Below are 19,106 nucleotides of genomic sequence, written 5' to 3' on the forward strand. Positions count from 1 at the left end.
CCGGTTCCCGGTTTTTACGACTGCTTCGCAGCCGAACGGGGCGGGCGGCGTTCCGACAAGCCCCCTCGCCACAGGTATTGCGCAGACTCAGGCTGAGGTCGGCAACCACAAACGGAATCGCGCCCCGCCCAGCGGTGATGGCTCGACGGTCAGCGTTCCGCCCTGAGCTTCCAGCGCCCGCCGACTGATCGCCAGCCCCAGCCCAAACCCGCCGGTGGCCCGATCCCGGCTGCGATCCAGCCGATAGAACGGCTCGAAAATCCGCTCCCGCTCATCATCCGGAATACCAATCCCGTCATCGTCCACCCAGATCTCACACCCCTTCGCACACACCTGCACACCAATCTGAATACGCTTCTCGCAATAACGCATGGCATTGCGCAGCAGGTTCTGTATGGCGCGGGCGGTCAGGCGTGGGTCGAGGCTGAAGCGTTCGAGCTGACCGTGGAGCAGCACGTCGATGACGATGTCCGGCGATTCCAGTTCTTCATCGACGCTGCCGAGGATGCTGTCGATGAATTCATCCAGCGACACCTCGACCTGCTCCGGCAGCCGCGCCGGATTTTGCAGGCGGCTGTAGGACAACAGTTCCAGCACCAGCTCGTCCAGCTCGCGAATGTGGGCGACCAATCCCAGCAGACGTTCGCGACTGGCAGCCGGCAAATCGTCGGAAAGCGCCAGAGCCAGGCCGAAATCCAGGCGTGTCAGCGGCGTGCGCAATTCGTGGGAGACGGCATTGAGCAAGTCCCGCTGCTGGTTCAGCAGGTTCTCGATATCGCCGGCCATGGTGTCGAAGACGTTGGCCAGGCTGCCGATGTTGGAGTGGGCGGAAATCTGCGTGCGCTCGCTCAAGTGCCCTTTGCCGAAGCGTTCGGCGGTGCCTTTGAGGCGCTCCAGGTCGCGCCAGTGCGGGCGCAGCCACAGCAACAGACACGCCAGCATGGTCGCGCCGATCAGCACGTTGATGCTCCAGTACAGCAAACTGACGTCCATCGGGTCCGGCGGCACGACCATTTGCACCACCGTCTGCTCGTTCAGCGGCGACACCGCCAGGGTGCGCCAGCCCCAGTCGCCAATGCGCACGACGTTCTCGCCACGTTGCAAACGTTTCTGTTCGTCGAGGGTGAAATCGGCATCGTCGTTGCCGCTCAGGACGATGTGCAGTGGCTGGAATTCCTTGTCCATCTCGGCCGCCAGGGCCGGCCATTGTTCCTGAGGCACCGCGTGAAACTGTTTGACGATGAGGGTTTGCAGCCCTCGCGAATAATCGAGGTTGTAGGTGATAAAGCGCTCATGGAAGACCTTGATCACCAGGTCCGGCACCAGGTAGATCGCCGCACTGAACGAGACGATGGTCACCAGGTAGAGGCGAAACAGGATTCTGAACATGACGTCAGCATTCCCATTCGGAACGGCTGAACAGGTAGCCCTTGCCCCACACGGTCTTGATCTTGCGCGCCTCGCCGGCATGATCGTCGAATTTACGACGCAGCTTGGAAATCGCCACGTCCACCGAGCGATCGGTGCCGTTGAATTCGATGCCGCGCAGGCGTTGCAGGATCTGGTCGCGACTCAGCACTTCACCGGCATGCCGGGCCAGCACCACCAGCAGGTTGTATTCGCCGCTGGACAGTTCTACCAGTTGATCGCGCCAGGTCACGGTGCGCTCGGACAGGTCGATGCACAGGTTGCCCATGAGGATGCGGTCGTTGGCGGTCTGCGGTTCGCTGAGGCTGCTGCGGCGCAGCAAGGTCCGCACGCGGGCCAGCAGCACGCGCGGCTCGCAGGGTTTGGTGACGTAGTCGTCGGCGCCCATTTCCAGGCCCAGCACCTGGTCGTGGCTATCGTCGCGGGCGGTGAGCATCAGGATCGGCAACGTCGCCGAGTCGGCGCGCAGCAAGCGACAGACTTGCAGGCCATCGAGCCCCGGCAGCATCAGGTCGAGGATCACCAGGTCTGGCGGATTGACCCGCGCGCGCTCGCGCACATGGTCGCCACGGCTGATCACGCTGACGGAATAGCCGTTGCGTTCCAGGTAGCTGGCAATCAGTTCGGAGAGCGCGGTGTCGTCTTCGACCAGGAGGATGTTGGGCATGGGGTGTTCCAGAAAGTGCGGTGGCGCCTGATCAGCCGCTATCGCGAGCAGGCTCGCTCCCACAGTGGATTAGCGGCGTTCACAAAATCTGTGTCCACATGAGATCCCCCCTGTGGGAGCGAGCCTGCTCACGATAGCGGCCTGACAGTCGCAAAAAGTTTCAAGCGGCCAAGGATATACGCCCTCACCCCTACCTGAGCAAAACCCTTACACAATTTCACACAGCGCCTACAAAGCTTCACCGCTACCCTCGTTGGCTCCCCGTAGGATGCGGGAGTTCATTATTGGGGTATTTACATGTCAAAGAACCTGCTTGCCAAGCTCAGCCTGATTGCACTGGCGTTGACGCTGAGCGCTTGTGACAAGGCCTCGACTGCCGAAGAGCAGGCGCCTCTGGCCACGGTTCGCATCGAGACACTCGAAGCCCGGCCGCTGTCGATCACCAGCGAGTTGAGCGGGCGGATTGCCGCGCCACGCATCGCCGAAGTCCGCGCCCGAGTGGCCGGCGTGGTGCTGCAACGGGTGTTCCGTGAAGGCAGCGACGTGAAAAAAGGCGATATCCTCTTTCGCATCGACCCGGCGCCGTTCAAGGCTGACCTGGACAGCGCCGAAGCAGACCTGCGCAAAGCCGAAGCCAATGCCTTCCAGGCGCGCTTGCAAGAGCAGCGTTACGCGCAGTTGATCGAAGGCAATGCCATCAGCGGCCAGGACTACGACAACGCCCGGGCTGCCGTACGGCAAACCGCCGCCGACGTCGCCGCCAACAAGGCCGCCGTGGAGCGGGCGAAACTGAACCTCGGTTATGCCACCGTCACTGCACCGATCTCCGGGCGCATCGGGCGCGCGCTGGTCACCGAAGGCGCGCTGGTCGGGCAGAACGAAACCACGCCGCTGGCGTTGATCCAGCAACTGAACCCGATCCATGCCGACCTGACCCAATCGACCCGCGAACTCAACGACCTGCGCCGCGCCTTCCGTTCCGGCCAGTTGCAGCAAGTCGGTCAGGGCCAGGCCAAAGCCACGCTGATCCAGGATGACGGCAGCCTCTATCCGCTGCCGGGCAAGCTGCTGTTCACCGACATCACCGTCGACCCGGGCACCGGCCAGATCATCCTGCGCAGTGAGTTCCCCAACCCCGATCTCGACCTGTTGCCCGGCAGCTTCGTGCGTGTGCGTCTGGAGCAAGCGGTGAATCAGCAAGGCATCAGTGTGCCGCAACGGGCCATCCAGCGTGACAGCGCCGGTATTGCTCAGGTGCTGGTGCTCGATGCGGATCAACGCGTCGGCCAACAGCCAGTAGAACTGGGCCCGGTGCAAAACGATCGATGGATCGTCACCGCAGGCCTCAAGCCCGGCGACCGCATCGTCATCGAAGGCCTGCAACACGCACGCCCCGGCGAGAAAGTGCAGATCGACGACACCCCTCTTCCACTTGCCCAGGTTTCTGGTCAGTAAGCAGGACGCTTTTTTATGCCGCAGTTCTTTATCGACCGCCCGGTGTTCGCCTGGGTGGTCGCCCTGTTCATCCTGCTGGCCGGTGCCCTGGCCATTCCGCAGTTGCCGGTGGCGCAGTACCCCGACGTCGCGCCGCCGCAAATTGAAATCTATGCCGTGTACCCGGGCGCTTCGGCGCAGACCGTGGACGAGAGCGTGGTCAGCCTGATCGAGGAAGAGCTCAACGGCGCCGATCATCTGTTGTACTTCGAGTCCCAAAGCAGCCTTGGCAGCGCCACGATCAAGGCCACTTTCCAGCCAGGCACCGACCCGGAAATGGCCCAGGTGGATGTGCAAAATCGCCTGAAAGTCGTGGAGTCGCGCCTGCCGCAAGCGGTGAACCAGCAAGGCTTGCAGGTGGAGAAAGTCTCCGCCGGTTTCCTGCTGTTGATTACCCTGACGTCCAGTGACGGCAAGCTCGACGACGTGGCGCTCAGCGATTACCTGGCGCGCAACGTGATGAACGAGATCAAGCGTCTGGACGGTGTCGGCAAGGCGCAACTGTACGGTGCGGAACGGGCGATGCGCATCTGGATCGACCCGCAGAAACTGATCGGTTTCAACCTGACCCCGGCCGATGTCAACGCCGCTATCGTCGCGCAGAACGCTCAGGTCTCGGCCGGCAGCATTGGCGATTTGCCGACCCGCACCACCCAGGAAATCACCGCGACCATTCTGGTGAAAGGTCAGCTGTCGACCCCGGAAGAATTCGCCGACATCGTGCTCAAGGCCAATCCCGACGGTTCCACCGTGCGCATCGGCGATGTGGCACGGGTCGAGATCGGCAGCCAGGAGTATCAGTTCGGCACGCGCCTGAACGGCAAGCCGTCCACTGCCGTCAGTGTGCAGCTGTCGCCGGGCGCCAATGCCCTGAGCACCGCGACCCTGGTGCGGGCGAAGATGGATGAACTGGCGCGCTACTTCCCGGCGGGCGTGGAATACAAGATCCCGTACGACACCTCGCCTTTCGTCAAAGTCTCGATCACCAAGGTGGTTTACACCCTCGGTGAAGCCATGTTGCTGGTGTTTGCGGTGATGTTCCTGTTCCTGCAAAACATCCGCTACACGCTGATCCCGACGCTGGTGGTGCCGGTGGCGCTGATGGGCACCTTTGCGACCATGTTGGCGCTCGGGTTTTCGATCAACGTGCTGACCATGTTCGGCATGGTGCTGGCCATCGGGATTCTGGTGGACGACGCCATTGTGGTGGTGGAAAACGTCGAGCGGATCATGGTCACCGAAGGCCTGTCGCCCAAGGAAGCGACGCGCAAGGCGATGAAGCAGATTACCGGGGCGATCATCGGCATCACCCTGGTGCTGGTGGCAGTGTTCATTCCTATGGCGTTCATGCAGGGCTCGGTCGGGGTGATTTACCGGCAGTTCTCGTTGTCCATGGCCACCTCGATCCTGTTCTCGGCGTTCCTCGCGCTGACCTTGACCCCGGCGCTATGCGCAACGTTACTCAAGCCGATTACCAAGGGCGACCATCACGCCAAGGGCGGGTTCTTCGGTTGGTTCAACCGCCGATTCGAGCAACTGACCGTGCGTTATCAAGGCTGGGTCGCCTATGCGCTCAAACGCAGCGGTCGCTACCTGTTGATCTACGGTGTGCTGCTGATCGGCCTGGGCGTGAGCTTCAGTCGTCTGCCCTCCTCGTTCCTGCCGGTTGAAGATCAGGGTTACACCATCACCGACGTGCAACTGCCACCGGGCGCGAGCAAGAACCGGACGGTGCAAGTGGTCGAGCAGATCGAAGCGCACAACGCCACAGAATCGGGCGTTGGCGACAGCACAGTGATTCTCGGCTTCAGCTTCTCCGGCAGCGGCCAGAACGCGGCGTTGGCGTTTACCACGCTCAAGGACTGGTCTGATCGCGGCAGCGACGATTCGGCGAGTTCGATTGCCGACCGGGCCAACATCGCGTTCAGCCAGATCAAGGACGCCGTGGCCTTCTCGGTCCTGCCGCCACCGGTGGACGGGCTCGGCACCTCCAGCGGTTTCGAGTTCCGCTTGCAGGATCGCGGCGGCCTCGGCCATGCCACGTTGATGCAGGCGCGCAGCGAGTTGCTGGCGGCCGCCGAGAAAAGCCCGATCCTGATGAACGTGCGCGAAAGCGCCCTGGCCGAAGCACCGCAAGTGCAACTGATCGTGGACCGCAAACAGGCCAACGCGCTGGGTGTGTCGTTTGCCGACATTGGCAACGTGCTGTCCACCGCCGTCGGTTCGGCCTACATCAACGACTTCCCCAATCAGGGGCGGATGCAGCGGGTGGTGGTTCAGGCTGAAGGCGATCAGCGCAGCCAGGTGGCGGATCTGCTGAAGATCCACGTGCGCAACAACGCCGGGAAAATGGTACCGCTATCGGCCTTTGTCCAGGCCAAATGGACCCAGGGCCCCGCGCAGTTGTCCCGTTACAACGGCTACCCGGCGATCAGCATCTCCGGCGAACCGACGCCCGGCCACAGCACCGGCGAAGCCATGGCCGAAATCGAACGGCTGGTGGCGCAAGGGCCGGCGGGGCTGGGTCAGGAATGGACCGGGTTGTCGTTGCAGGAACGTTTGTCCGGCAGCCAGGCGCCGATCCTGCTCGGGTTGTCGCTGTTGATCGTGTTCCTGTGCCTGGCGGCGTTGTATGAGAGCTGGTCGATACCGACCTCGGTGCTTCTGGTGGTGCCGCTCGGTGTACTCGGTGCGGTGCTGGCCGTGACCTTGCGCGGGATGCCGAATGACGTGTTCTTCAAGGTCGGGTTGATCACCATCATCGGGCTATCGGCGAAGAACGCGATCCTGATCATCGAGTTCGCCAAGAGCCTGTATGACGAAGGCCACGACCTGATCGACGCCACCCTGCAAGCCGCGCGCCTGCGACTGCGGCCGATCGTCATGACGTCCCTGGCGTTCATCCTCGGCGTGGTGCCGCTGGCGATTGCCACCGGCGCCAGTTCGGCGAGCCAGCAAGCCATCGGCACCGGGGTGATTGGCGGGATGATCACCGCGACTTTGGCAGTGGTGTTTGTGCCGGTGTTTTTTGTGGTGGTGATGAAACTGGTGCGCAAGCGGCATAACAAAATCTAACCCGCAACACCTCCCACAGGGGTTTGCATCGATCTCAGGTTGTGGTCACAACGGAGTGCGCTGGGCTAAGGTGCTTGCAAAGCCCTGACGCATCGAGTCCACATGCCCTTCCTCGCCCGCACCCACCCACGCCTGTCCGCCGCAGCTACATTTGGCATCGCGGTGGGCATTCTGGCTCCGGCCGACTCGATCATCAGCAAAATCCTCTTCGGCTGGAATGCCGGGGTCTGGACTTACCTGGTCCTGATGCTCTGGCTCACCGTGCGCACCAAAGCGCCGGACGTGAAGCGCATTGCCGAAGTCGAAGACGAGAACGCCGGGCTGGTGCTGTTCGTGGTGTGCATCGCCGCGATTGCGAGCCTGGCGACCATCGCCTTCGAACTGGCCGGCAGCCGGGACCTGGAAACCACCCGCAAGCTGCTGCACTACGGCTTTACCGCGTTGACCGTGATCGGTTCATGGCTGCTGATCGGGGTGATTTTCAGCGTGCACTACGCCCGCCTGTTCTACACCTGGGACGGCAAAGACCTGGCGCTGCGCTTTGCTGAAGGTCTGGAAACCCCCAATTACTGGGACTTCCTGTATTTCTCGTTCACCATCAGCGCGGCGGTACAGACGTCCGATGTCGGCGTGGCGACTCGGGATTTGCGCAAGATTGTTTTGGCGCAGTCGCTGATCGGCTTTCTGTTCAACACGGCCATTCTCGGGTTTTCGATCAACATCGCCGCAGGTCTGTTCAACTGATCGTGCACAAACGTTCTAGTCATCGCCCTCGGCGCAGGCGTTAAATAGGTCGGCAATCCGCCTCACAGGTGCAGCATGACGACTCACAACTGGATCGACCTGGCCCAGGACGCCGACACCGGCATCGAGACGCTGCGCGCGCATTTCGAAGGCCACGCCTACGACCCGCACTGGCACGACAGCTATCTGGTGGGCGTCACCGAGCAAGGGGTCCAGCAGTTCAACTGTCGGCGGGCGAAACACCAAAGCACGCCGGGCAAGGTGTTTCTGCTTGAACCGGGCGACATCCACGACGGCGAAGCACCGACCGAAGACGGCTTCACCTATCGCATGTTGTACCTCGACCCGCAGTGGCTGAAGCGTGAACTCAGCGCCGTGTTCGACAATGCACCGGACAACAGTCAATTGAGTTTCGCCAACACCCTGGCGACCGATGTGCGCCTGGCTCACGCCACCAGCCTCGCGTTTCAATCCCTGCATCACGGTGAACTGAAAATCGTCCGCCAGACTGCCCTCGACGGTTTGCTCGAACGCCTGACCAGCCATCTGCACTGGCGCGCTCGCTACAGTGAAGATCCGCGCCTGCCGCTGGTGGCGCAAAAGGCTCGCGAGTATCTGCATGCCCACGCTCAATATGACATCGGTCTCGACCAACTGGCCGCCGCTACCGGCGTCGATCGCTTCCGCCTGACCCGCGCCTTCAAAACCGCTTATGGCATCGCGCCCCACGCCTATCTGGTGCAATTGCGCCTGGCCACGGCCCGTCGAATGCTGGCCCATGGCGAGCAACCGGCGACGGTGGCCATGGAGCTGGGGTTTGCCGACCAGAGCCATCTGGGCCGCTGGTTCGTGCGTGCCTACGGCCTGACGCCGGCGCTGTATCGCAAGCGCTGCTCAAATCTTCCAGACAGGTAACCCGCGGATTGTGAAGATCGACTTCAATGATCCTCACCGGAGTTTGCCTGCGATGTTCTCTTCTTTCCCGACGTTGCTGCCTTTTCTGTTGTTCGCTTTTGTGGCTTCGATCACCCCCGGTCCGACCAACATTCTGGTGTTGAGCAACAGCGCCCGATACGGACTGGTGGCCGCCGTGCCGATCATCTTCGGTGCCTGTGCCAGCGCGGCCACCCTTGTGTTGTTGGTCGGCACCGGTGCCGGTTCGTCGTTGACCGCGTTGCCCATCGTGCAAACCGCGATGCAGTGGATCGGCGTAGCCTGGCTGAGTTACCTGGCGTGGCAGATTTTCAGCGCACCGACCGTTGCCCTCGACACTCGGGACACCGACGCCCGACTCGGGCTGGTGGGCGCTGCGAGCCTGCAATTGATCAACCCGAAAACCTGGATGATGGCGCTCGCTGTCGTCAGTGTGTTCGCCGGAGTCGGCGAACAGCGCCTGGTCCATGTGATGTATTTGTCGTTGGCTTTTTTCCTGATTTCCTTGCCTTGCCTGGGCGTCTGGGCGTTGCTTGGCGCTGGCTCCGCGCGGTGGTTGCGCTCACCCCGGGCGATGCAACGTTTCAATCGCTGCATGGCCCTGCTGTTGCTGGGGTCCGCGTGGTTGAGTGTGTTGGCCTGAACGCCACCTGTCGGCATTTCTCGTTCGTCGGCCTATCGGGCACTTGACGAGGGATTCGTTTCTGGTGTCTTCTGAAACCGGTTTCAGTGCTGCCTGAACAGCACAGACCTTATAAATCCAATAAGAAGGTTTCAGACCGTGAACGATTTCTCCGCCGCCCAACGCAGCCGCGTGACCATGCTTGATGTCGCCGAACACGCCAAGGTTTCCAAGGCCAGCGTTTCGCGGTTCATCGGCGATGATCGCGCCTTGCTGTCCGATGCGATTGCCTTGCGCATCGAGCAGGCAATTGCCGAACTGGGCTATCGTCCGAACCAGATGGCCCGCGGCCTGAAACGCGGGCGAACCCGCCTGATCGGCATGCTGGTCGCCGATATCCGCAACCCTTATTCGATTGCCGTGATGCACGGGGTGGAAACCGCCTGCCGTCAGCACGGCTACAGCCTGGTGGTGTGCAACACCGACCGCGATGACGAGCAGGAACGCCAACACCTGGCCCTGCTGCGCTCCTACAACATCGAAGGGCTGATCGTGAACACCCTCGGTCACCACCGCGACGAATTACAAGAACTGCATCGGGAAATGCCCCTGGTACTGGTGGACCGCAAGGTCGAGCAACTCGAGAGTGATCTGGTCGGGTTGGACAACCCGGCGGCGGTCGAGATCGCCCTCACCCACCTTGAAGAGCGCGGCTACCGCGATGTGTTGCTGGTCACCGAGCCGTATGACGGCACCAGCTCGCGGATCGAGCGGGTCAGCAGCTTCAAGGCACAGATTGAACAGCGGCCTGCGCTTAAAGGCACCCTCATTGAAACCGGCAGCGAACTGACTGCGAACCTGAAATCCTTCCTCGATACACCCGGCCCCGGCCCGAAAGCGCTGTTCTGCGCGAACGGAATTGCGGCGCTGGCCAGCACCCATGCGTTGCGGGAATTGAAGTGCAACCTGTTCGAGGATGTCGGCCTGATCGCCCTCGATGATCTGGATTGGTACCCGTTGGTGGGCAGCGGCATCACCGCCCTCGCCCAGCCGACGGCGGAAATTGGCGCGAGTGCATTCGAGTGTTTGCTCAAGCGCTTGCGTGGCGATGACGGGCCGGCGCGGAGGCTGGATTTTTCGGCTCGGTTGATTGTGCGGGGGTCGACTCTTGGCGATTCTCGGTGATTGTTATGCCCCCATCGCGAGCAGGCTCGCTCCCACACGTGCGCCGCATTCCAATGTGGGAGCGAGCTTGCTCGCGATGAGGCCCTAAAGCTCATCACAAATACCCAGACATTTTTTTTGAACAAAAATGAAACCGGTTTCAGAGGTAGAGAACAATGAATAAACCACCCGTCTCCATCAGCCTGTCGAGCTACGGTGCCGACCTCGTGCGCCAACGTGGCCAAGGCAGTTTCATTGAAGTGCTGGCCGCCGCCGGCGCCACGCGCATTGAATGGCGCGAAGAACTGCTGACGGTCGAAGACCCTGCACAACTGGCTGACGCCACCCAGGCCCAGGGCCTCGAAAGTGTGTATTCCTCGCCAATGGAATTATGGCTGGCCGGCCAGTCGAAACCCAATCCCGAACTGACCACCACCCTGCAACGCGCCCAAGCCTTCGGCGCCAAATGGCTGAAAGTATCCCTGGGCTATTTCACCGACACCAGCGACCTCCAGACCCTGGCCCGAGTGCTGGGCAAAAGTGCGGTGCATCTGTTGGTGGAAAACGATCAGACCCTGCACGGCGGTCGCATTGAACCGTTCCAACGGTTTTTCGCTTACGTCGAGCAACACAACTTGCCGATCAAGATGACCTTCGATATCGGCAACTGGCACTGGCAAGACCAATCGGCCGCCAGCGCCGCGCGGCTGCTCGGCCGCCATGTGGGTTATGTGCACTGCAAGGCCGTATCACGCCGGGCCGACGGCAAGCTGGTCGCCATACCGCCTGCCGCCAGCGACCTGCATCTGTGGGAACAACTGCTGCGGCACATGGCCCAAAACGTCATGCGAGCAGCGGAATATCCGCTGCAAGGCGACGACCTGGTGCAACTCACCACCGAACATGTCGCGACCCTCGCCCGCCTCGGTCAATCCCGCCTGGAGAGCGCTCATGTCTGAGATCGATATTCTGTCGTTCGGCGAAACCATGGCGATGTTCGTCGCCGAGCAGAACGGTGAACTGTCCAACGTCGACCACTTCCACAAACGCATTGCCGGGGCTGACAACAACGTCGCCATCGGTCTCTCGCGACTGGGGTTCAAGGTGGCGTGGCTGAGCCGGGTCGGCGCCGATTCCCTGGGCCGGTTCGTGATCGACACGCTGGAAAAAGAAGGACTGGATTGCAGTAACGTTGCCATCGACTCCGCACACCCGACCGGGTTCCAACTCAAGTCGCGCACTGACGATGGCGGCGATCCGATGGTCGAGTATTTCCGGCGCGGTTCGGCGGCGAGTCATCTGTCGCCGCAATCGATCGTTCCCGAACTGCTGAACGCTCGGCACTTGCACGCCACCGGCATTCCCCCGGCGCTGTCCGCGTCCGCACGGGAAATGTCCTTCGAATTGATGACTCGCATGCGCGAGGCCGGGCGCAGCGTGTCCTTCGACCCGAACCTGCGCCCGAGCCTGTGGGCCAGCACGCAACAGATGATTACCGAGATCAACCGCCTCGCCGCCCTCGCCCATTGGGTGCTGCCGGGTTTGAGCGAAGGTCGTTTGCTGACCGGTTTCGAAGACCCCGCCGACATCGCGGCGTTTTACCTCGACCAGGGCGCCGAAGCCGTGGCGATCAAACTGGGTCCGCACGGTGCCTATTACCGCACCCATCTGGACCAGGGTTTCGTGGCGGGCGTGCCCGTGGAAACCGTAGTCGACACGGTCGGTGCCGGCGATGGCTTTGCCGTCGGCATGATCAGCGCCCTGCTGGAAAACCACAGATTTGCCGACGCCGTAAAGCGCGCCAACTGGATTGGCAGCCGGGCGGTGCAGAGCCGGGGGGATATGGAGGGGTTGCCGACCCGATCCGAAATGGCCGTCGAGTTTGAGGCCGCCATTCGCGAGCAGGCTCGCTCCCACACTGGTTCAGAGTCGGACACAAAATCCCCTGTGGGAGCGAGCCTCCTCGCGATGAGGCCAGCTTAGTCACCGAAGATTCAAACCGTTACCTGCTGCGACAAAAACAACAAGCTCAGGAGCACCACCATGAAAACCGCAACGCTCGCCGCCCGCCGCTGGTGGTACATCATGCCCATCGTGTTCATCACCTACAGCCTGGCGTATCTGGATCGCGCCAACTACGGGTTCGCTGCCGCCTCCGGAATGGCTGCCGACCTGATGATCACACCCGGCCTGTCGTCGATGCTCGGCGCGCTGTTCTTCCTCGGCTATTTTTTCTTCCAGGTGCCAGGTGCGATCTACGCGCAAAAGCACAGCGTGAAGAAGCTGATTTTCGTCAGCCTGATTCTCTGGGGCGGCCTGGCGACCTTGACCGGGATCGTCTCCAACGCCTACTGGCTGATCGTCATCCGCTTCATGCTCGGCGTAGTCGAAGCCGCGGTGATGCCGGCGATGCTGATCTACCTGTGCCACTGGTTCACCCGCGCCGAACGCTCGCGGGCCAATACCTTCCTGATCCTCGGCAACCCGGTGACCATGCTCTGGATGTCGGTGGTGTCGGGTTATCTGGTGCAGCATTACAGCTGGCGCTGGATGTTCATCATCGAAGGCTTGCCGGCGGTGCTCTGGGCGTTTATCTGGTGGCGTCTGGCCGACGACCGTCCGGCCCAGGCCAAGTGGCTCACCGACCAGGAAAAGCACGACCTGGAAAGCGCCCTGGCCGCCGAACAGGTCGGCATCAAAGCGGTGAAAAACTACGCCGAAGCCTTCCGTTCACCGAAAGTCATCCTCCTGGCATTGCAATTTTTCTGCTGGAGCATTGGTGTCTACGGTTTCGTGTTGTGGCTGCCGTCGATCCTCAAGGCCGGCGCGCAGATGGACATGGTCGAGGCTGGCTGGCTCTCGGCGCTGCCGTATCTGGCCGCAGTGATCGGCATGCTATTGGTGTCCTGGGGCTCTGACAAACTGCAAAAGCGTAAACGCTTCGTCTGGCCGCCGCTGCTGATCGCCTCGATTGCGTTCTACGGTTCCTACGCCCTGGGCGCTGAACATTTCTGGTGGTCCTACACCTTGCTGGTGATTGCCGGCGCCTGCATGTACGCGCCTTACGGCCCCTTCTTCGCCATCATCCCGGAAATCCTTCCGGCCAACGTGGCGGGTGGCGCCATGGCGTTGATCAACAGCATGGGCGCGCTCGGTTCGTTTGGCGGGTCCTATCTGGTTGGCTACCTGAACAGCTCCACCGGTTCGCCCGGCGCGTCGTACCTGTTGATGAGCGGTGCGTTGATGCTCTCGGTGGTGCTGACGATTTGCCTCAAGCCCGGCGCCAGTGACCGGGTTGTGGCCAAAGCCGCTGTGCAACGCCCAGTGGTTACTCACCCTGAATTGATGTTGAGAGGACGACGATGAAAAAGCAGGTTGTGCTGTACAAAAAACTCTCGCCGCTGCTGATGGCTCGCCTGCATGAGCAGACCGACGTGACGCTGATCGACAACCTCGATGCAGAAGGCCTTGCGCAACTGCGCGAAGCCCTGCCCCGCGCCCATGGCCTGCTCGGCGCCAGCCTGAAACTGGACGCCGCACTGCTTGATCTGGCACCCGACCTGGAAGCCATCGCCAGCGTCTCCGTGGGCGTCGACAACTACGACATCGACTACCTGACCGAGCGGCGAATCCTGCTCAGCAACACCCCGGATGTGCTCACCGAAACCACGGCCGACACCGGTTTCGCGCTGATCCTGGCGACGGCCCGACGCGTGGTGGAACTGGCAAACATGGTTCGCGCCGGTCAGTGGCATCGCAACATCGGCCCCGCGCAATTCGGCAGCGATGTGCACGGCAAGACTCTCGGGATCATCGGCATGGGGCGGATCGGCGAGGCGTTGGCCCAGCGCGGGCATTTCGGTTTTGGCATGCCGGTCATCTATCACAGCCACTCGCCGAAACCGGCGGTGCAACAGCGATTCAATGCACAGTACCGCAGCCTGCCGGAGCTGTTGCAGCAGGCGGATTTTGTTTGCCTGACGTTGCCGCTGACGGCTGAAACCGAAGGGTTGATCGGCGCGAAACAGTTTGCCCTGATGCGTCCCGAGACCATCTTCATCAATATTTCCCGGGGCAAGGTGGTGGACGAAACCGCACTGATCCAGGCGTTGCGTGACGGCCAGATTCGCGCGGCGGGGCTGGATGTGTTCGAACGTGAGCCGCTGAACCATGACTCGCCGCTGTTGCAGTTGAACAACGTGGTGGCGACGCCGCACATTGGCTCGGCGACTCATGAGACTCGGGAGGCGATGGCAAAATGTGCGGTGGATAATCTGCTGGCGGCGCTGGCGGGTGAGCGGCCGGTGAATCTGGTGAATGTTCAAGCGTGGAAGAAGTGAGGGATTTGGTGATTGTCAGATAGCTATCGCGAGCAGGCTCGCTCCCACAGGGGATCGGCTATGGACACAAACGCTGTGTACGTCGCAGATCAAATGTGGGAGCGAGACCGGCTTGCCGGCGATGAGGCCGGCACAAACAACACAAAACCTTCAGGCCCGCCGCGCCTCCAGAAGGTCCGCCGCACACAGCGCAATCCGCTGGCACGCATCGGCCAGCTTCAACTGATCCACCACCAACCCAAGGCGAATATGCCCCGCCGCACTCGGCCCGAACGCTTCACCGGCCAGCACCGACACGCCATACCCTTCCAGCAGACGCTCGGCAAAACCCTGGGCACAAAGCCCGGTCTGGCGCACATCGACCATCACGAACATCCCGCCATCCGGCCGTATCGGCCGAATACCCGGGCAATTGCTCAGACTCGCGCACACCAGGTCGCGACGCTGACGGTACTCTTCACGCATCTGCGCCACTTCCGGCAGATCCTCATCGAGCGCCAGTTGCGCGGCGTTCTGAATAAAATCCGGAATGCCGAACAGCATGCACAACGACAGGTGCACCAGATGCTCGGCCAAGGTTTTTGGCCCGATCACCCAGCCCACTCGCCAGCCGCTCATGGCGTGGGATTTGGACAGGCTGTTGATCGTCGCGGTGCGCTCGGCCATACCCGGCAGGCTGGCCGGGCTGATGTGCTCGCCTTCATACAACAGATCGCTGTAAACCTCGTCGCTGATCAGCCACAGATCATGACGAATACACAGTGACGCCAGTTCCTGCCAGATCATCAGCGACAAACTGGCGCCGGAAGGGTTGTTCGGACTGTTGAGCACAATGGCTCGGGTTTTAGCCGTGATCAGTGCCGCGACATCCGCCGGGTCGACCCGAAAGCCGTTTTCGGGACGCACCGCCACCGGCACCACTTTGGCTCCGCAGGCGCCGAACACGCCTTCATAGGTCACGTACATCGGTTCGGCGACGATCACTTCATCTCCCGGATCGAGCAGGCATTGCGCGACCGAATACACCGCGCACTGCGCACCGGGCAGCACGATCACATGATCGGCATCCACCCCTTGACCACTTCGACGCCGATGACGGCGGGCGATGCTGTCACGCAACCCCCGACTGCCGCGTACTTCCGAGTAGTGCGTGTCGCCGGCCAGCAGGCTGTCGATGCAGGCCTGGACAATGGGTTGCGGTGTATCGAAGTCCGGATCGCCGACCGACAACAGCAGCACATCGACGCCCTGTTCGCGCAATTCAAGTGCGCGGTAATGAATTTGCCAGGCCGCAGCGCCGTCGCCGGCGATTCGTTTGGTCAAGGCTGAGTAGCGCATGTATTTCTCCAATCGCGCGGGTTCCAAGCCTCAACCCTATCTCAAATCACGAAACGCGCCACCATGGCATTTAAATCCACGGCCAGGCGTGACAGTTCGTGGGTGGCGGCGCTGGTCTGGTTGGCACCGGCGGCGGACTGAGTCGCCAGGTCGCGAATGTTCACCAGGTTGCGGTCGACTTCCCGAGAAACCTGCGCCTGTTCTTCCGACGCGCTGGCGATCACCAGGTTGCGTTCGTTGATCAAATGGATCGATTGGGTGATCTGCTCCAGTGCAACACCGGCGGCGCGGGCCATTTCCAGGGTGCTTTGCGTGCGCTGATTACTTTGTTGCATCGACGAGACCGCTTCACCGGTACCGTTCTGAATGCCGGCGACCATCTTCTCGATTTCCTGAGTCGATTGCGCAGTGCGATGAGCCAGCGCCCGGACTTCGTCCGCCACCACGGCAAAACCACGCCCGGCTTCACCGGCACGGGCGGCTTCGATCGCGGCGTTCAGCGCCAGCAGGTTGGTCTGTTCGGCGATGGCGCGGATCACGTCGAGGACCTTGCCGATGTCGCGCCCCTGAGCGGCCAGGCCTTCGATCATCACCGAGGTTTTTTGCACGTCGTGGGTCATGGTCTGGATCGCGTCGACGGTTTCCACCACCCGGTCGCGACCTTCGCGAGCCGCCTGGGTCGACTGGTTCGAGGCCTCGGAAGTCGATACCGCGTTGCGTGCCACTTCTTCCACGGCGGCGGTCATTTCGTTGACGGCGGTGGCGGCCTGTTCGATTTCGTTGTTCTGCTGTTGCAGGCCACGGGATGCCTCTTGAGTGACGGTGCTCAGTTCTTCGGCAGCAGCCCCCAGTTGAGTGGCGGAACCGGCGATCTGTTCGATGGTTTTGCGCAGGCTGGTCTGCATGGTGGACAAGGCTTCGAGCAAACGCGCCGGTTCGTCCTTGCCGTCGACTTCGATGACTTTGCTCAGGTTGCCGCCGGCAATGGTTTGGGCCGCTTGCAGCGCGCGATTTAACGGCGTGACGATGCTGCGGGTCAGCAGCCAGGCCAGCAACACGGTCATCAGCGCAGCCATTACCGCCACGGCGACGATGCCGGTAATGGCGCTGTTGTATTCCTCGCCCGCTTCGGCCGAGGCAGCCTTGGCATAGCTGGTGTTGAGTGCCACCAGCTTATTGAGCTGCTCGCCCATCTGGTCCGTGCCGTCCTTGATCCGCGTATTGATCAGGGTGCGCATCTCATCGAGCTTGTTCTGCCGCGACAGCTCCATCATCTGAGTCTGGGCTTGCATGTAGTTGTCGAGCGTGGCGGTGAACGTCTTGTACAGCGCGACTTCTTCAGGCTGGGCCGGCAAGGCGGCGTAACTGGCCTGGGCGCTGCGGAGCTTGTCGATGAGGACGCCGATACGCGCCTGGGCTTCCTGCAACGCGGCCGGATCGCGGTTGACCAACACCCGGAACGAGAGGATGCGCATGCGCAAGACGTTTTCCGTCATGTTGCCCAGGAATCCGACGCTGGGGAGTTGCGTCGATCCCATCTCAACAGAAGCCTGGCGAATGATCGTCATGCGGTTTACGGCAAACACACCCAGCACGATGACGAGCAAGGCAATGAAGGCAAAACCCAGGAAAGCTCGAGGCGCGATATTCAGATTACGCAGGGACATAGGACGATACTCGGGTGATTGAGGCTTCGAGCGTCCTTGCCGTGATCGCTGTAGGGCGGGCGTTGGCGCGCACCGTTTCAGCGTGGCGCCACTGTTGTAATTGGTTTGTGTGCGCCTGTTATCTGTATCGGCGGGAGTTGAGGATTTTTGCGGGGTTTTGAGAAAAATATTTCAAGGGGTTACATGTGTTTCACCCATGAAACACATGCTGCGCAGAAGGAAGCCATCGAAGCTTCTGTGGCGAGGGGGCTTGCCCCCGTTCGGCTGCGCAGCAGCTGCAAACCAGACAACGAAATCAACCTGACAAATCGCAAGATGCCTTCGGAGACTGCTGCGCAGTCTAGCGGGGGCAAGCTCCCTCGCCACAAAAGTGCTGCCGTTCGCAGGATTGAGTCAGGCTTTGCGCGCAGCCATCCGCCACACCCGCGCGATATCGCTGGCCCGCTCCTGCAACAATCGTGGCGCCTCGGCACACGCCTGTTCCAGTGTCATCGGCCCGCTCGCCAAGGCAAACGCGGCATCGATGCCATGCTCGTACAGCGCCTGATAACCCTCGCCCAACGTACCGGCGATGACGATGACCGGCACACCGTGTTGTCGAGCGATACGCGCTACGCCAAACGGCGTTTTGCCACGCAGGGTTTGCGCATCGAAACGGCCTTCGCCGGTGATGACCAGGTCGGCACCTTTGACCGCATCGGCGAGGCCGACCAGCTCGGCGACCACTTCGACACCGGCCTTGAATTGCGCGCCAAGAAACGCCTTGGCGGCAAACCCCAGTCCACCCGCTGCACCGCTGCCCGGCTCGTCGCGCACGTCTTTATTCAGAACCTCGGCGCACCGCTCGGCAAAGTGCCCGAGGGCAAGATCCAGTTGCTGGACCTGCTCGGGCGATGCGCCTTTTTGCGGGCCGAAAATCGCTGAGGCGCCGTGAGGCCCGCACAGTGGATTGTTGACGTCGGCAGCGATGTCAAAACGCACCTCGGCCAGACGCGGATCAATGTCGCTCAGATCAATGCGAGCCAGTTGCCCAAGGGCCAGACCACCCGGCGCCAGGGTTTGCTCCTGTGCATCCAGCAGTTTCACACCCAGGGCTTGCATGGCGCCCGCGCCGCCGTCGTTGGTGGCGCTGCCGCCAATCGCCAGGATCACCCGTTGCGCGCCCGCATCCAGGGCGGCGCGAATCAATTCACCGGTACCGAACGTGCTGCTGGTGCATGCATCGCGCTGGCCTGGCGGAACCAGTTGCAGACCGCTGGCTTCGGCCATTTCGATAATTGCGGTGTGGCTCTGGGGCAGCCAGCCCCAAGCGGCATCGACCCTTGCGCCGAGCGGGCCACGAACGTTGGTCCGATGCAGTTCACCTTCACACGCGGCCAGAATCGACTCGACCGTCCCCTCTCCTCCGTCAGCCATCGGGCATTTGACCAACTGCGCAGCGGGCCAGACTTGCGCCAGGCCAAGGGCAATGGCGTCAGCCACACCCTGGGCACTCAGGCTGTCCTTGAACGAATCGGGGGCGATGACGATTTTCATGCAAATTCTCCAGTTCCAATGCCCTCATGCTGCCAGCAGCCATGAACAATAACGCCGGTCCGCTGCACAAGCGGCAATGAGGATTATTGTTCATTCCC

At 61.7% G+C, this 19,106-nt stretch carries 15 protein-coding genes; 10 read left to right on the plus strand and 5 right to left on the minus strand.

The features are described from left to right. Window positions 1-87: 87 nt before the first annotated feature. Together ACYZUD_RS07640 and ACYZUD_RS07645 are read right to left on the minus strand one after the other, a co-directional pair. On the minus strand, window positions 88-1,389 hold the full coding sequence (locus tag ACYZUD_RS07640) for an ATP-binding protein (protein WP_462023389.1): 1,302 nt from the start codon (window positions 1,387-1,389) through the stop codon (window positions 88-90). A gap of 4 nt (window positions 1,390-1,393) precedes the next feature. After that, window positions 1,394-2,095, minus strand: coding sequence for a response regulator (locus ACYZUD_RS07645; protein WP_010459989.1), 702 nt, complete (start codon window positions 2,093-2,095; stop codon window positions 1,394-1,396). Between the two features lie 297 nt (window positions 2,096-2,392). Here ACYZUD_RS07645 and ACYZUD_RS07650 point away from each other — a divergent pair, with 297 nt between their 5' ends. The 10 genes from ACYZUD_RS07650 (at window position 2,393) to ACYZUD_RS07695 (ending at window position 14,467) form a co-directional block, all read left to right on the plus strand. After that, on the plus strand, window positions 2,393-3,550 hold the full coding sequence (locus ACYZUD_RS07650; protein ID WP_462023390.1) for an efflux RND transporter periplasmic adaptor subunit: 1,158 nt from the start codon (window positions 2,393-2,395) through the stop codon (window positions 3,548-3,550). A 15-nt stretch (window positions 3,551-3,565) separates the two neighbouring features. Then, entirely contained in the window at window positions 3,566-6,664 is a 3,099-nt protein-coding gene (locus ACYZUD_RS07655) for a multidrug efflux RND transporter permease subunit (protein ID WP_462023391.1), read from the plus strand. A 102-nt stretch (window positions 6,665-6,766) separates the two neighbouring features. Further along, a complete protein-coding gene (locus tag ACYZUD_RS07660) occupies window positions 6,767-7,408 on the plus strand; it encodes a DUF1345 domain-containing protein (protein WP_462023392.1) in 642 nt (213 codons plus the stop codon). Window positions 7,409-7,483: 75 nt separating this feature from the next. After that, window positions 7,484-8,323: an AraC family ligand binding domain-containing protein gene (locus ACYZUD_RS07665; RefSeq protein ID WP_462023393.1), complete on the plus strand. Its 840-nt coding sequence runs from the start codon at window positions 7,484-7,486 to the stop codon at window positions 8,321-8,323. 52 nt (window positions 8,324-8,375) lie between these two features. Continuing rightward, window positions 8,376-8,984: a LysE family translocator gene (locus ACYZUD_RS07670; protein ID WP_462023394.1), complete on the plus strand. Its 609-nt coding sequence runs from the start codon at window positions 8,376-8,378 to the stop codon at window positions 8,982-8,984. A gap of 138 nt (window positions 8,985-9,122) precedes the next feature. Next, complete coding sequence (locus tag ACYZUD_RS07675; protein ID WP_462023395.1) at window positions 9,123-10,148, plus strand: LacI family DNA-binding transcriptional regulator; 1,026 nt, start codon at window positions 9,123-9,125, stop codon at window positions 10,146-10,148. Window positions 10,149-10,303: 155 nt separating this feature from the next. Then, window positions 10,304-11,086, plus strand: a complete 783-nt coding sequence (locus tag ACYZUD_RS07680; RefSeq protein WP_462023396.1) for a sugar phosphate isomerase/epimerase family protein — start codon at window positions 10,304-10,306, stop codon at window positions 11,084-11,086. Continuing rightward, entirely contained in the window at window positions 11,079-12,110 is a 1,032-nt protein-coding gene (locus ACYZUD_RS07685) for a sugar kinase (protein WP_462023397.1), read from the plus strand. The genes ACYZUD_RS07680 and ACYZUD_RS07685 overlap by 8 nt, the downstream gene beginning before the upstream one ends. A 60-nt stretch (window positions 12,111-12,170) precedes the next feature. Continuing rightward, window positions 12,171-13,493 (plus strand): MFS transporter, encoded by a 1,323-nt coding sequence (locus ACYZUD_RS07690; protein WP_462023398.1) that lies wholly within the window; start codon window positions 12,171-12,173, stop codon window positions 13,491-13,493. After that, window positions 13,490-14,467, plus strand: a complete 978-nt coding sequence (locus ACYZUD_RS07695; RefSeq protein WP_462023399.1) for an NAD(P)-dependent oxidoreductase — start codon at window positions 13,490-13,492, stop codon at window positions 14,465-14,467. The genes ACYZUD_RS07690 and ACYZUD_RS07695 overlap by 4 nt, the downstream gene beginning before the upstream one ends. A 150-nt stretch (window positions 14,468-14,617) precedes the next feature. Here the strand turns inward: ACYZUD_RS07695 and ACYZUD_RS07700 are convergent, their stop codons facing one another. From ACYZUD_RS07700 to ACYZUD_RS07710, 3 genes are all read right to left on the minus strand, one after another. After that, window positions 14,618-15,805 carry a pyridoxal phosphate-dependent aminotransferase gene (locus ACYZUD_RS07700; protein ID WP_462023400.1) on the minus strand — a complete coding sequence of 396 codons (1,188 nt, stop codon included), beginning with the start codon at window positions 15,803-15,805 and terminating at the stop codon, window positions 14,618-14,620. Window positions 15,806-15,846: 41 nt separating this feature from the next. Next, window positions 15,847-17,472 (minus strand): methyl-accepting chemotaxis protein, encoded by a 1,626-nt coding sequence (locus ACYZUD_RS07705; protein ID WP_462023401.1) that lies wholly within the window; start codon window positions 17,470-17,472, stop codon window positions 15,847-15,849. 393 nt (window positions 17,473-17,865) lie between these two features. After that, a complete protein-coding gene (locus ACYZUD_RS07710; RefSeq protein WP_462023402.1) occupies window positions 17,866-19,008 on the minus strand; it encodes a glycerate kinase in 1,143 nt (380 codons plus the stop codon). Window positions 19,009-19,106: the final 98 nt, after the last annotated feature.

It is taken from the genome of Pseudomonas sp. XS1P51 (assembly GCF_054897845.1).